The 13,527-nt window shown below is 64.3% G+C and carries 15 protein-coding genes; 10 read left to right on the top strand and 5 right to left on the bottom strand.

The features are described from left to right. The 4 genes from QZ378_RS02400 to QZ378_RS02385 all read left to right on the top strand — a co-directional run. On the top strand, window positions 1-897 hold an 897-nt coding region (locus QZ378_RS02400; protein ID WP_291257187.1), incomplete at its 5' end, for an alpha-isopropylmalate synthase regulatory domain-containing protein. Window positions 898-976: 79 nt separating this feature from the next. Continuing rightward, entirely contained in the window at window positions 977-1,459 is a 483-nt protein-coding gene (locus tag QZ378_RS02395) for a MarR family transcriptional regulator (protein WP_291257186.1), read from the top strand. Window positions 1,460-1,731: 272 nt separating this feature from the next. Beyond that, a complete protein-coding gene (locus QZ378_RS02390; protein ID WP_087237034.1) occupies window positions 1,732-3,111 on the top strand; it encodes an APC family permease in 1,380 nt (459 codons plus the stop codon). Between the two features lie 16 nt (window positions 3,112-3,127). Further along, window positions 3,128-4,342: an aminotransferase class I/II-fold pyridoxal phosphate-dependent enzyme gene (locus tag QZ378_RS02385; RefSeq protein ID WP_291257185.1), complete on the top strand. Its 1,215-nt coding sequence runs from the start codon at window positions 3,128-3,130 to the stop codon at window positions 4,340-4,342. Between the two features lie 54 nt (window positions 4,343-4,396). Here QZ378_RS02385 and QZ378_RS02380 read toward each other — a convergent pair whose 3' ends face one another. The 3 genes from QZ378_RS02380 to QZ378_RS02370 form a co-directional block, all read right to left on the bottom strand. Continuing rightward, window positions 4,397-5,620 carry an aspartate kinase gene (locus QZ378_RS02380; protein ID WP_291257184.1) on the bottom strand — a complete coding sequence of 408 codons (1,224 nt, stop codon included), beginning with the start codon at window positions 5,618-5,620 and terminating at the stop codon, window positions 4,397-4,399. 73 nt (window positions 5,621-5,693) lie between these two features. Next, window positions 5,694-6,905 (bottom strand): homoserine dehydrogenase, encoded by a 1,212-nt coding sequence (locus tag QZ378_RS02375; RefSeq protein ID WP_291257183.1) that lies wholly within the window; start codon window positions 6,903-6,905, stop codon window positions 5,694-5,696. A 30-nt stretch (window positions 6,906-6,935) separates the two neighbouring features. Then, window positions 6,936-7,376 (bottom strand): ACT domain-containing protein, encoded by a 441-nt coding sequence (locus tag QZ378_RS02370; RefSeq protein WP_191379446.1) that lies wholly within the window; start codon window positions 7,374-7,376, stop codon window positions 6,936-6,938. Window positions 7,377-7,560: 184 nt separating this feature from the next. Between QZ378_RS02370 and ytvI the strand changes: the two genes are divergently transcribed. After that, window positions 7,561-8,640, top strand: a complete 1,080-nt coding sequence (gene ytvI, locus QZ378_RS02365) for a sporulation integral membrane protein YtvI (protein WP_291257182.1) — start codon at window positions 7,561-7,563, stop codon at window positions 8,638-8,640. Between the two features lie 48 nt (window positions 8,641-8,688). Here the strand turns inward: ytvI and QZ378_RS02360 are convergent, their stop codons facing one another. After that, window positions 8,689-8,862 carry a hypothetical protein gene (locus tag QZ378_RS02360; RefSeq protein ID WP_191379444.1) on the bottom strand — a complete coding sequence of 58 codons (174 nt, stop codon included), beginning with the start codon at window positions 8,860-8,862 and terminating at the stop codon, window positions 8,689-8,691. Window positions 8,863-9,010: 148 nt separating this feature from the next. Between QZ378_RS02360 and QZ378_RS02355 the strand changes: the two genes are divergently transcribed. From QZ378_RS02355 to QZ378_RS02335, 5 genes are all read left to right on the top strand, one after another. Further along, complete coding sequence (locus QZ378_RS02355) at window positions 9,011-9,694, top strand: Crp/Fnr family transcriptional regulator (protein WP_291257181.1); 684 nt, start codon at window positions 9,011-9,013, stop codon at window positions 9,692-9,694. Window position 9,695: 1 nt separating this feature from the next. Beyond that, window positions 9,696-11,192, top strand: a complete 1,497-nt coding sequence (gene glpK, locus QZ378_RS02350) for a glycerol kinase GlpK (protein WP_291257180.1) — start codon at window positions 9,696-9,698, stop codon at window positions 11,190-11,192. Window positions 11,193-11,277: 85 nt separating this feature from the next. Next, entirely contained in the window at window positions 11,278-11,715 is a 438-nt protein-coding gene (locus QZ378_RS02345; protein WP_087237017.1) for a hypothetical protein, read from the top strand. 189 nt (window positions 11,716-11,904) lie between these two features. Then, window positions 11,905-12,117 carry a cold-shock protein gene (locus QZ378_RS02340; protein ID WP_009259878.1) on the top strand — a complete coding sequence of 71 codons (213 nt, stop codon included), beginning with the start codon at window positions 11,905-11,907 and terminating at the stop codon, window positions 12,115-12,117. Between the two features lie 140 nt (window positions 12,118-12,257). Next, on the top strand, window positions 12,258-12,491 hold the full coding sequence (locus QZ378_RS02335) for a hypothetical protein (RefSeq protein ID WP_191379441.1): 234 nt from the start codon (window positions 12,258-12,260) through the stop codon (window positions 12,489-12,491). Window positions 12,492-12,835: 344 nt separating this feature from the next. Here QZ378_RS02335 and QZ378_RS02330 read toward each other — a convergent pair whose 3' ends face one another. Next, a complete protein-coding gene (locus QZ378_RS02330; RefSeq protein ID WP_291257179.1) occupies window positions 12,836-13,495 on the bottom strand; it encodes a hypothetical protein in 660 nt (219 codons plus the stop codon). Window positions 13,496-13,527: the final 32 nt, after the last annotated feature.

Here is a 13,527-nt window from a genome sequence, read left to right as displayed (position 1 = left end):
GAGCGGGTGGAGGCCACCCTGTTCGGCAACGGCGAGCGCACCGGCAACGTGGACATGGTGACCCTGGCTCTGAACCTGTACACCCAGGGGGTGGATCCGGGCCTGGACTTCTCCAACATCAACAAGATCCGGGACGTGTACGAGAAGGTCACCAAGATGAAGATCGGCGAGCGGCAGCCCTACGTGGGCGAGCTGGTGTTCACCGCCTTCTCCGGCTCCCACCAGGACGCCATCAACAAGGGCGTGCGCTACATGGAGGAGAGCGGCAGCGACTACTGGGAGGTGCCCTACCTGCCCATCGACCCGGCGGACGTGGGGCGGCAGTATGAGCCCATCATCCGCATCAACTCCCAGTCGGGCAAGGGCGGCGCGGCCTTCGTCATGCAGCACTCCTTCGGCTTCGACCTGCCCAAGGCCATGCACCCCGAGTTCGGCCACATCGTCCAGGTGGAGACCGACCGGGTGGGCAAGGAACTCAAGCCCGAGGCCATCTACGACCTGTTCAAGACCCACTATATTGACGCGGTGAAGCCCTACGAGCTGGTGCGCCACTCCTTCGCCGAGTTCACCGACGAGGAGGGCCACTCCCACGTCACCTTCGCCGGCACCCTCCGCCACACCGACACCGTGTTCCAGGTGCAGGGCTCCGGCAACGGCCCCATCGACGCCTTCTTCAACGCCATCCACGGCCAGAAGATGGATCGCTTTACCTTTATCGACTACAGCGAGCACGCCATCAAGCAGGGCTCCGACTCCCAGGCCGTGTCCTACATCCACCTGCAGGATCAGAACGGCAAGGACTGGTTCGGCGTGGGCATGAGCCACAACATCAACCTGGCCCCCCTGAAGGGCATCCTCTCCGCCATCAACCGGGCGGTGAACCACGACGCCGAGTAAGGCCAATTCCCGGCTTGCGTCCCGGCGGCAAATCCGTTATAATATGGTGGCAACTATGTAAGAGAGGACGCGGACGGCTATGGAAGACCAGCGCGAGGCCCTGCTCCGGCAGATCTGGGCGGCCCAGGACGAGGCCTACGACCTGATGTATGAATATGACTCCCTCCCCCACCAGTACGGGGAAAATACCCTCTACCAGTCGGAGGCCCAGATCATCGACCTCATCGGCGAGCACCCGGAGATCACCGTCACCGAGCTGGCCGCCATCCTGAAAAAAACCCCCAGCGCCTGCTCCCAGATCGTGCGGAAGCTGCGGGCCAAGGGCTGGGTGGAGCAGGTGCGCAACGCGGAGAACAACCGGATTTTCAACCTCTATCTCACCGACAGCGGCCAGCGGGTCTATCAGGATCACACCTCCTTCAACCGCTGCTGCCAGGAGGCCACCTTCCGGCTCCTGGATACCTTCTCCACCCAAGAGCTGGAGCACCATTTGATGGTGCAGCGGAAGCTCAACGAGGCGTATCAGGAGGATGTGCAGCACAGCAAGGAACATAATCTGTGAACCACCGGGGCGCGGCCATGGCCGCGCCCCGGTTTTCTTTGTCGGATCCGACAAAACGCACGCTCCGATTTTGTGCGCCCCGCAGAACTTGTGAAATCTGCACAGTTTTTCTTGACATCCTCCGTTGTAGTAGTATTATAAATATGCTATTTAATTTAGCTGATTAATATTATAGATTATAAATATATCCGTGCTTTGCAGCGGACGCGCTGATCAAAATAAAGCGGAAAACCCACAGGATTCGTGCTATAATCTATAAAGGAGGAATTTCCGTGGAGGAAAAAGGGAAAAAGTTAGGCTTACTCAATCTGATCGGCCTCTGCGTGGGCGGCGGCATCGGCACCGGTATCTTCATCATGATGGGCTCCGGCATCGCCTATGGCGGGCGGTCCATTGTGCTGGTATGCAGCATTGGCTGCGTCTACATGCTGCTGGCCTTCTGGAACTCTCTGGCATTTGGCTCCATGTTCGTGCTGCCCGGCGGCGACTACGCCGCCCGGTCCATGGTCTTCCCGCCGCTGCTCACCGGTGTGTCGGCCTGGTTCCAAATCGCGTCCGCCTTTGTACTGGCTGGCCACTCGCTGGCTATCACGCAATTTGTGGAACAACTGTGGCCGCAGGTCAGCAACTTCCAGATGCCTTTCTCGGTGCTGGTTCTGACGCTGGGATTTGTATGCACCATCCGCGGCTCCCGCATGCTGACCCTGATTGAGAACCTGATTACCGTTACCCTGCTTGTATCTCTGGGGATGTTCATTGTGTTCGGCGTTCCCCAGGTAGACGCCGCCAGCTTCTTCTCCAATGCGGACGGCGGATTCTGGCGCGACGGGTTTGGCGGATTCATGGCTTCTCTCTCCATGATGTCCTTTGCCTGTATGGGCACCTCCGCCATGATCTCTATGGGCGGAGTCACCAGGAATCCCAAGCGCACCATTCCCCTGGCCTCAATTCTCGCCACCGTTGTTGTCGCCGTGGTGTATGCTTTGATGGGCTATGTGGCTAGCGGCATCCTGCCCTATGAGCAGGTGGCCGGCCAGAACATCAGCGTCACCGCCGAGGCGATCCTGCCCCGTGGCCTATACGTGTTCTTCGTGGTGGGCGGCGGTATCTGCGCTGTGGCCTCCACCATGCTGGGTGTTATGGCCTATCTGCGTGCGCCTATCCTGCGGGTGGCTGAGGACGGCTGGCTTCCCTCCGTGTTCACCAAGACCACCAAGGGCGGCTATCCCTGGGTCATGTACCTGGTGCTATATGTTGTCAGCCTGATCCCCCTGGTGACCGGCCTGGACATTGAGGGTGTTGTCGGCAATACCATGATCCCCACTATGATCCTGAATATTTTCATGAACCTCTACTGCCTGCGTCTGCCCAAGCTGTATCCGGAGCAGTGGGAAAAGCGGGGCCTCCGCTTCCCGAAGTGGGTCTGGAACCTCTGCTCTGTAGCCGGTAGTGTTTTCGGCATCATGATTATCTATAACCTGTTCATCAACCTTGACTTCAAGGCCGCCGCCCTGTGTGTGGGCGAAATTGTGGTCATGTTCATTATCCCTCTCATCACCCTGAAAATGAAGTGGGTTTCGCCCGATGTCCTGGCCGCCCGCAAGCAGGAGACGATTGAGCGCGCCCTGGTCGATACCGAGAATGAGGGCTAAACAAGGAGGTTTTATTATGAAATACGACTTTACATCCATCATTGACCGCCGGGGCAAAGACGCCCTGGCGGTGGAGAGCATCGGGCATAAGGTCTGGGGCAACGAGCCCGACGCCCCCAAGGAGGGCTTCGACCCCATCCCCATGTGGGTGGCGGACATGAACTTCGCCACCTGCCCTGCCATCCCCGCCGCCATGATTGAGCGGGCCAAGCACCCCCTGTACGGCTACTTCTTCCCCAGCGACGCATACTACAACGCCATCATCGGCTGGCAGACCGAGCGCCACGGCTTCCGGGATCTGAAACGGGAATACATCGGCTATGAGAACGGTGTCCACGGCTGCGTCACCAGCGCGGTGGAAACCCTTTCCGCCCCCGGCGACAAGATCCTGCTCCACTCCCCCACCTATGTGGGCTTCGCCGCCGATGTGGAGGGCCTGGGCCGCACCTCGGTATACAGCCCCCTTAAGAAGGACGAGAACGGCGTGTGGCGCATGGACTACGAGGACATGGACGCCAAGCTGAAGGAAAACCACATCCATCTGGCCATCTTCTGCTCCCCCCACAACCCCGCCGGGCGGGTTTGGGAGCGCTGGGAGCTGGAAAAGGCCATGGAGGTCTTTGAGGCTAACCAGTGCCTAGTAATCAGCGACGAGATCTGGGCAGACATCACCTACACCGGCCACCAGCATATCCCCACACTCATGGTCAACGACTGGGCCAGAGAGCACACTGTGGCGGTGTACGCCCCCTCCAAGACCTTCAATCTGGCGGGCCTGATCGGCAGCTATCACATCATCTATAACCAGTATCTCCGGGATCGGGTCACCGCCCACGGCGACGCCACCCACTACAACGAGATGAATGTGCTGTCCATGCACGCCCTGATCGGCGCCTACTCCCAGGAGGGCCGCGCGTGGGCCGACGAGCTGCGTCAGGTGCTGGAGGGCAACTGCAAATACGCCTGTGACCACATCCGGCAGCACTATGACGGGGTGGACGTGTCCATGCCCCAGGGCACCTATATGCTCTTCCTGGATCTGACGGACTACTGCCGGCGCACCGGCAAGACCCTGGATCAGGTCATCAAGGCCGGCTGGGACGTGGGCGTGGGCTGGCAGGACGGCCGGATGTTCCACGGCCCCTGTCACATCCGCATGAACCTGGCCTCCCCCCTCTCCCGCATCCAGGAGGCCTTCCACCGCCTGGACAAGTACGTATTCAACGCCTGAGCACACAAAAACGGAGCCGATTCCCGCTGGGAACCGGCTCCGCGCTTTTTCGGTTTACTGCACGCCCACCTCGTGGAAGAAGCGGTCGTGGATGACCTGGGCCGCCCGGTCGGCCTCGCTGAGATCCACCAGCACGGAGATCTTGATCTCGCTGGTGGCGATCATGTGGATGTTGATGGCCGCATTGTACAGGGCCTCGAACATCTTGGCGGCCACGCCGGGGTTGTGGATCATGCCCGCGCCCACGATGGACACCTTGGCGATGGCGTCGTTCACGTCCACGTGGTCGAAGCCCAGGGCCTCCTTCCGGGCCTCCAGGGCCTGCTTGGCCCGCTCCATGTCCTGCTTGCCCACGGTGAAGCTGATGTCCTTGGTGTTGTGGCGGCCGATGGACTGGAGAATGATGTCCACGTTTACGTTCTCCTTCGCCATGAGGGAGAAGATCTTGAAGGCGATGCCGGGCTCGTCGGGCAGGCCCACCACGGCCAGCCGGGCCACGTTCTTGTCGCAGGCAACGCCGCTGACATGCAGTTTTTCCATGGTTTTCGCAACCTCCTTGACTTTGGTGCCGGGCTTGCCGGAAAAGCTGGAGAGTACCTCCAGATTGACGCCGTAGCGCTTGGCCATCTCCACCGAGCGGTTGTGGAGCACCTGGGCCCCCAGGGTAGCCAGCTCCAGCATCTCGTCGTAGGTGATCTCCTCCAGCATCCGCGCCCCCGTCACATGGCGGGGGTCGGCGGTGTAGACGCCGTCCACGTCGGTGTAGATCTGGCACAAATCCGCCTGGAGCACCGCGGCCAGGGCCACCGCCGAGGTGTCCGAGCCGCCCCGGCCCAGGGTGGTGATGTCGTCATACTTGTTGATGCCCTGGAAGCCGGTGACGATCACGATGGTGTTCTTGTCCAGCTCGGTGAGCACCCGCTCCACGTCCACCCGCTTGATGCGGGCGTCGCCGTAGGCCGAGTTGGTGCGGAAGCCCGCCTGCCACCCGGTCAGGGAGATCACCGGATAGCCCATGGCCTCGATTGCCATGGCGCACAGAGAGCAGGAGATCTGCTCCCCCGTGGACAGCAGCATATCCATCTCCCGCCTGGAGGCGTTGGGGTTGATCTCCGCCGCCTTGGCGATGAGATCGTCGGTGGTGTCCCCCTGGGCGGAGAGCACCGCCACCACCTTATGGCCCCGGCGGTAGGTCTCGGTGATGATGCGGGCCACGTTGCGGATGCGGTCGGCGTCCGCAACCGAACTCCCGCCGAATTTCTGTACAATCAGTCCCATTGGTATATGTACCCCCTACAAAGGAAAAAGTCAGGACAGGCCGGAGCATGGCGCCCCAGGCCATCCTATGCCCTCAGTCCAGCACCCGGAACACGGACAGGGGCTTCACGCAGGCCAGCTTGCCGTCCAGCTCCGCCCGGGTCATGGGCGGGGTGACCAGGGCGAACTCACCCGCCGGCGCGTCCGCCCGCGCCAGCAGCCTGGCCCCGGGCAGGGCGGCCTGCACGGCCCCGGCATCCCCGGAGCCCCGGACGTACCAGGCGGAGGCCAGGCCGTCGGGGGACACGGTGGTGTCCTCGCCGCCCTCGGCCCAGAACACCCGCTTCTTCTCATCCCGGTGCTTGGCCGCGTCGATCACATCGGCCACCACGGCGGAGGCGGTGGGCAGCTTGCCCGCCCCCCGGCCGTAGAACATCACGTCGCCGATGGCGTTGCCCTTCACGGCGATGGCGTTGAACACGTCCTCCACCCCGGCCAGGGGGTTCTCCACGTCCACCAGGTGGGGGGACACATAGGCGCACACCCTGCCGTCGGCCTGCCGGATGGCCCGGCCCAGCAGCTTGAGCTTCTTCCCGCAGGACTCCGCCCACGCCACGTCGGACAGGGTGACACCGGTGATGCCCTCGGCGGGCACCTGACGGGGATAGATATGCCGCCCGAAGGCCAGAGAGGCCAGAATGCAGATCTTGCGGCAGGCGTCGTGTCCCTCGATGTCGGCGGTGGGATCCTGCTCGGCATAGCCGTTGGCCTGGGCCTCCTTCAGCGCCGCGTCAAAGCTCAGCCCGCCCCGGATCATCCGGGTGAGGATATAGTTGGTGGTGCCGTTGAGGATGCCGGTGATCTCCTCGATCTCATTGGCCGCCAAGCACTGGTTCAGGGGGCGCAGGATGGGGATGCCGCCGCCCACGCTGGCCTCGAACAGGTAGCTGACCCCCTGCTCCGCCGCCAGGGCCAGCAGCTCACAGCCGTGCTCCGCCACCAGCTCCTTGTTGGAGGTGACCACGCTCTTGCCCGCCCGCAGCGCCCGGCGGGTGAAGTCCAGGGCCGCCTTCGCCCCGCCGATGGTCTCCACCACGATGGACACCTCGGGGTCGTTCTCGATCACCGAGAAGTCGTGCACCACCTTGTCGGCAAAGGGGCTGTCGGGGAAGTCCCGCACGTCCAGGATATATTTCAGGCGGATGAGATCATCCACCTTCTGATCAATGTGGGGCCCGTTGGTGGCCAGCACCTCGGCCACGCCGGAGCCCACCACGCCAAAGCCCAGAATTGCCACGTTCACCATACTCTGTCTCTCCTCCTCACATCCGGGCACTCAACCCGCCAGAATCTCACAGCGCAGCACGCCCTCCATCCGCAGGGCCCGCTCCATCAGCTCCTCCACCGGCAGGGACAGGCCGGAGGTCTCCGCCCCCACCGTCACCGCCGCGCAGCCGTTGGCCGGGATGGACTGGTTGATGGTGAGAATATTTCCGCCCGTCTGGGCAAAGATATTCAGGACGGCGGACAATACCCCCGGTTCGTCCTTCAGCAGGAACTGAAAGGTGACGATCCGCCCGTGGAGCATGTCGTTGAAGGGCCGCACCGCGTCCTTATACTTGTAAAAGGCGCTGCGGCTGATGCCCACCTGCTGGGCCGCCTGGTGGACGGTCTCGGCCTCGCCGGTCTCCAGGAGCCGCTTGGCCTCCGCCACCTTCAGGAAAATCTCGGGCAGCGCGCCGGCCTCCACAATAAAATAGCCCGGCGTTTTTCCCATACTATGCACCTCCCGCTTTATGTGTCCACAGCGGAAGGCCATTTGTTTTCCGCTTGTGGTCTATTGTAGCACATCCACCCACCCCGCCGCAAGGGCCAACCTCCGCCAATCCCGCCGATTTCTTCCAGATCTGTCCGCGCTTTTTTGTGGAATCCTACATATTCTCGGGGAAGGGGGCGTCTTTTTGCCGGAAAACAGGCACCTGCGCTTCCTGCTCCGCCTCCTCTACGCCGCCCTGGCCCTGGCCGGGCTGTGGCTGGGCGTCCGCTTCCTGCTGCCCTGGCTGCTCCCCTTTCTGCTGGCCTGGGGGCTGGCCGCCCTGCTGGAGCCCGCCGTGGGCCTTCTCATGCGCCGGCTCCGCCTGCCCCGGTGGGGGGCCGCCGCCCTGTGTACCGCCGCGCTGGCCGCCGCCCTGCTGGGCCTTCTGGCCCTGGCCCTTTGGCGGGCCTGGTATGAGCTGACCCGGCTGGTGGCCCGCCTGCCCGTGCTGCTCTCCGGGCTTCCCGCCCTGGCGGAGGAGCTGGAGGGGTGGGCCTACCGCTTCCTGGTGGCCCTGCCCCTCCCCCTCCAGGACGCCGCCCGGGAGGGGCTGGAGAACCTGGCCCGCCAGGGGGCCGCCCTGCCCGGCCGGCTCTCCCAGGCCCTGGCGGAGGGGGCTGCCGGCCTGGCCGCCGCCCTTCCCTCCGCCGCCCTCTTTCTCTTTACCACCCTCCTGGCCGCCTATTTTACCAGCGCAGGCCGCCCCTCCCTGCGCGCCTCCCTCCGGCGGCTGATGCCCGGCACCTGGCAGGAGCGGCTGGGCCGGGTGTCCGGCGGCCTGAAAACGGCCTTCGGCGGCTGGCTCAGGGCCCAGGGGCTGCTGATGCTGCTCACCTTCGGGGAGCTGGCTCTGGGCTTTCTCCTGCTGCGGGTGGAGCCCGCCCTGCTGCTGGCCGGGCTCACCGCCCTGGTGGACGCCCTGCCCGTCTTTGGGGTGGGGACGGTGCTGCTCCCCTGGGGGGCCATCGCCCTGCTGCTGGGAGATGTCCGGCTTGGCCTGGGGCTGCTGCTCCTCTACGGAGCTGTCACCCTGGTGCGCAGCCTGCTGGAGCCCAGGCTGGTGGGGAAACGGGTGGGGCTGCCGCCCCTGGCCGCCCTGGCCTGCATGTATGTGGGCTTCCGGGCCTTCGGGGTGGCCGGCATGGTGCTCGCCCCCCTGGCCGGGGTGCTGGCCCGGCAGCTGTGGGCCTCCGGCGTGCTGCGCGGGCTCTTCTCCCGGCTGTAAACAGGGGCCGCCGGCATACGCCGGCGGCCCCTCTGTGTCGCTCCGGTTTCACTTGTAGAGCATCAGCACAATGCCCGCGATGATCAGCACCACGCCGCCCACCTTGGTTCCCATTTTGGAGCGCATCCGGCGGAATACCTTCCGGAGCATGTCCAGGGGGATGAGCAGGAACAGGACGCCTACAATAATCAGCAATACCCCCACGGAGAACAGGCCACCCATTTCTTCACCGCCATTCTGTGTGTACTGCTCTGATTGTACCAGCTTCCCCGCCATTTTGCAAGCCGGGCCGCCATTTCATCTTGCCTTTTTCCCGGGGGTCTGATAGGATCAGAGCAGAAAAGGTTGCTGCTGCAACGGGGAGGGTACCATGCAGTCTTATCTGGGTGCGCTGCGCCGGGCGGCGCTGTTTCGCGGCATGGAGGATGAACAGATTCTGACGGCGGTGGACTGCCTGGGCGGTCAGCTGCGGCGCTACCAAAAGGGGGCCGCGGTGCTGCGCGCCGGTGAGCCCGCCACCCACCTGGGGATGGTGCTCACCGGCCAGGTGCAGGTGAGCCGGGCCAGAGCCGACGGCCAGCGGGTGGTCATGGGCAGCATGGGGCCCGGCGGCCTGTTTGCCGAGTCCTATGCCTGCGCCCGGGCGGAGAGCCTGCCGGTGACCGTCACGGCAGAGGCCGAGGCGGCGGTGCTTCTGCTGGACTGCCGGCGCATCTCCTCCCCCTGCTCCGCCGCCTGCGGCTGCCACGCTAGGCTGATTGCCAACCTGCTGGCCGTGCTGGCGGAGAAGAACCTCCATCTGGCAGGCAAGCTGAACCACCTGTCCGGCCGCACCATCCGGGAGCGGCTGCTGGCCTATCTGGAGGAGCTGTCCGACCGGACGGGGCGGCGCACCGTCACCGTCCCCTTTGACCGGCAGGCCCTGGCCGACTACCTGTGCGTGGATCGCAGCGCCCTGTCCCGCACCATCGGCGCCCTTCAGCGGGAGGGCGTGCTCACCGCAGACCGGGCCCGCTTCACCCTTCACAACATCTCTCCATCAGGAGGCGCGTAATATGGGCAAGTACATTCTGGCCCTGGATCAGGGCACCACCAGTTCCCGGGCCATTCTCTTCGACCGGGAGCAGAACATCCTGGGCGTGGCCCAGAAGGAGCTGACGCAGCACTACCCCCGGGAGGGCTGGGTGGAGCAGGACGCCATGGAGATCTGGTCTACCCAGTACGGCGTGATGATGGAGGCCATCGCCCGGTCGGGGGTGGAGCCGTCGGAGATTGCCGCCATCGGCATCACCAACCAGCGGGAGACCACCATCCTGTGGGACAGGGCCACCGGCCGGCCCCTGCACAACGCCATCGTGTGGCAGTGCCGCCGCACGGCAGAGCTGGTGGATCAGCTCCGCTCCGACGGGCTGGAGGAGCACATCCGGGCCGTCACCGGCCTGATCCCCGACGCCTACTTCTCCGCCACCAAGCTCAAGTGGCTGCTGGATCACGTGGAGGGGGCGCGGGAGAAGGCGGCGCGGGGGGAGGTGCTCTTCGGCACGGTGGACAGCTGGCTGGTGTGGAAGCTCACCGGCGGGGCGGTTCACGTCACCGATGTGACCAACGCCTCCCGCACCATGCTCTTCGACATCCACAGGCTGGACTGGGACGACACCCTGCTGGAGGCTTTGGACATCCCCCGCTCCGTGCTGCCGGAAGTGCGCTCCTCCAGCGAGATCTACGGCTATACCGACATACAGGGGGTACGCATCCCCATCGCGGGCATGGCAGGCGACCAGCAGGCCGCCCTCTTCGGCCAGGGCTGCTTCTCCCCCGGGGACGCCAAGAACACCTACGGCACCGGCTGCTTCCTGCTGATGAACACCGGGGATACCCCCTGTGAGAGCAGAAACGGCCTGCTGACCACCATTGCCGTGGGCCTCAACGGCAAGGTGGAGTACGCCCTGGAGGGCGCGGTGTTCGTGGGGGGCGCGGTGATCCAGTGGCTGCGGGACGAGCTGCGCTTTTTCCCCGACAGCCGGGACGCGGAGTACTACGCCCGGAAGGCGCCCGACAACGGAGGCGTGTACCTGGTGCCCGCCTTCACGGGGCTGGGGGCGCCCTACTGGGATATGTACGCCCGGGGCATGCTCATCGGCCTCACCCGGGGTACCCGGCGGGAGCACATCACCCGGGCGGCCCAGGAGTCCATCGCCTACCAGGTAGCAGACCTGGCCCGGGCCATGGAGGCGGACACCGGGGTGCCCCTCACCAGCCTGAAGGCCGACGGGGGCGCCAGCCGGGACGGCTTCCTCATGCAGTTCCAGGCGGATATCCTGGGCCGGGCGGTGCTGCGCCCCGCCATCCGGGAGACCACCGCCCTGGGGGCGGCCTATCTGGCCGGCCTGGCCGCCGGCGTGTGGGAGAGCCGGGAGGAGCTCTCCCGCCTGTGGCGGTGCGACACCACCTTCTCCCCCGCCATGGAGGAGGACCGCCGGGCGTCCCTCCTGGCCGACTGGCACCGGGCCGTGGTGCGCTGCCGGGGATGGGCCCGCGAAAATCCGACATAACTTCCTGGATTTCCCTGTCCTTCTCCCTTGCCATTTTCTGTGGGAAAGGGTACAATAGGGGAGACAAGACGGGAGGCATCCAACCATGCGCAACATCGACTCCTATTCCTACCAGTGCGGCGTCATCGACTGCTTCAACGAGATGGTGTACGCCGGCGTCAAATCCCTGGCACTCAGCCACCCCATGGACAGCGCGGAGGAGCGGGACGCCCTGCTCCCCTATGCCCGGGAGCTGTGCCAGCGGTATGGAAACCAGCTCTACATAGAGGACGAGCCCCTGCTCTCCGACCTGTTCCCTCTGTCCCTGAACCGGGGCAAGCACAACATCCTGTTCTACCGGGCCGGCCATGTGCTGGAGGAGTATCTGCGCCTGAAGGAGCGCAAGGCGGCCCTGGTGGCGGAGGGGGCCTACTTCGGCGGCAACCGCAGCCAGGTGGCCTGGGAGTACGGGCGGCTGCTGTCCTATCCCGCCGAGTCCATCCGCCGCCTGATCGCGGAGAACACCGACCGGGAGCAGGTATAGCCCTCTGCCGCAGATTCCTGCGCTTTCCTCTTGACGCAATCTGGAATTGGTGGTATAGTATATCAAGTAGTCTAAATGCACGGCCTGAACTCACATGTTTGTAGTCATCGTCGCTTCTTCAGACGAACAACAGGCATGTGGGTTTTTTCTATGTCATTTAGATCAAAATCTTTTCAGGAGGTACCATTCATGTATCACGGTACTGTCAAGTGGTTCAACGAGACCAAGGGCTTCGGCTTCATCTCCAACGACGAGGGCGGCGACGACGTGTTCGTCCACTTCTCCGCCATCGTGTGCGACGGCTTCAAGACCCTGCAGGAGGGCCAGAAGGTCACCTATGATGTGGAGCCCGATCCCAAGAACGCCGACAAGCTGCGCGCGGTCAACGTGGTCGCCGCCTAACATAGGACGGTCAGATGTACCCACCGCCGCCGGACCTCTGGTCCGGCGGCTTTTTTGTCCACGCACCCGCCGGCACCCTGCGGCGTATACTGCTGATGCGGCGGGTTTCCCCCGCCGACATCTGTATGGGGGAATATCTCATGTCTTGTTGTCAGTGTCAGAACTGCTGCCGCCGCTGCTGCTGCGGAAACGGCTCCACCGCCGGAAACGGCGGGATTTCCACCCTGCCCTCCTTCCCCGAGCTGCCCGTCTTTCCCGGCGGAGGCTCCGCCGTCAACACCCGCTGGCCGGTGTATGTCTCCTACCCCGCCTTCCTGTGGGATACCGCAGAGGACGGGGATGGGAGCGGCTCCTGCGGCTGCTGCCGGAACTGACCGCCCCTGCCGCCCCAGCCGGGGCGGCTACTTACGACAACACCCCCACACAGCAGACGTGCCGCCCGGCAAACCGGGCGGCACGTCTGCGTGTCGAAAAATCTCTGTGAGGAAAAGCCTCGCAGAGTTCCTGCGCCCCAGCCGCAGGAATCAAATCAAAATCCGTCATTTCCGGGGACATGCGCCTCGGAAATGACACTTCTCATGGTGGAAGGGGTGACTTTTTCTCAAGAAAACGAACCCCTTCCGCCATGTGGTCTTTCTCGAAAAAGCGGCTCTGCCGCTTTTTCGAGACGCTGCGTGCCGCCCGGCAAACCGGGCGGCACGTTCTGTTTTCACACAGGCTATTGGAGAATCCACTGCTGGCCGTCGGGCATCTCCCACAGGGTGCCCGGAATCACCTCCAGCACCTCCCCGGCGGGGTACCTCCGCACCACCACCTCCTCCCGGTAATCGGAGCCGTCCGCCTCCTCAAACCAGCGGCTGAAATACAGCCGGCCGTCCTCCCCCCGGCCCAGGAAGGCGCCGCTGTCCTCCAGGGGGAACTCCGCCCTGTCCGGCCAGAGGAGCTGGAACTTCCCGTCGTTCCCCTGCCGGGTCAGCAGGAGGGGGGAGCCGAACAGCAGCAGATTGTAGCAGTCCGGTACCTGGTCCAGGGGGATGGCGGCCAGGAGGTCCGTCTGCCCGGTCCCGTCATCGTACCGGTGGATTTCAATCTGCCCCCTGGGGAAGTCCGCCAGCAGGATGTGCAGCCTTCCCCCATCGAAGCAGGGCCGGCCGAAGTACCGCCCCTCCCTCCCCGCGATGGGCTCCACCACCCGGCCCTCCGGGTAGCGGACAAACACCAGGCGGTTGCCGCGGACGGGGTGTCCGCCGCGGAACAGCTCCTCCGCCTCGTACAGATCCCCGGAGGCAAAGTCGCTGCCCCAGTACCACGCCGGGCCGCGGCTTCCGGGCACCGGCTCAATACAGTTGATGCCGTGTGTGTCTATCTTTTTGAACATGAATCGTCTCCCTGTCTTTGGAATATGGGCCC

The sequence above is a fragment of the Flavonifractor sp. genome (assembly GCF_019422385.1).
GTDB lineage: Bacteria > Bacillota > Clostridia > Oscillospirales > Oscillospiraceae > Flavonifractor > Flavonifractor avistercoris.
The sequence above is the reverse complement of the archived record's forward strand: the minus strand, read 5'-3'. Positions and strand labels throughout refer to the sequence as shown.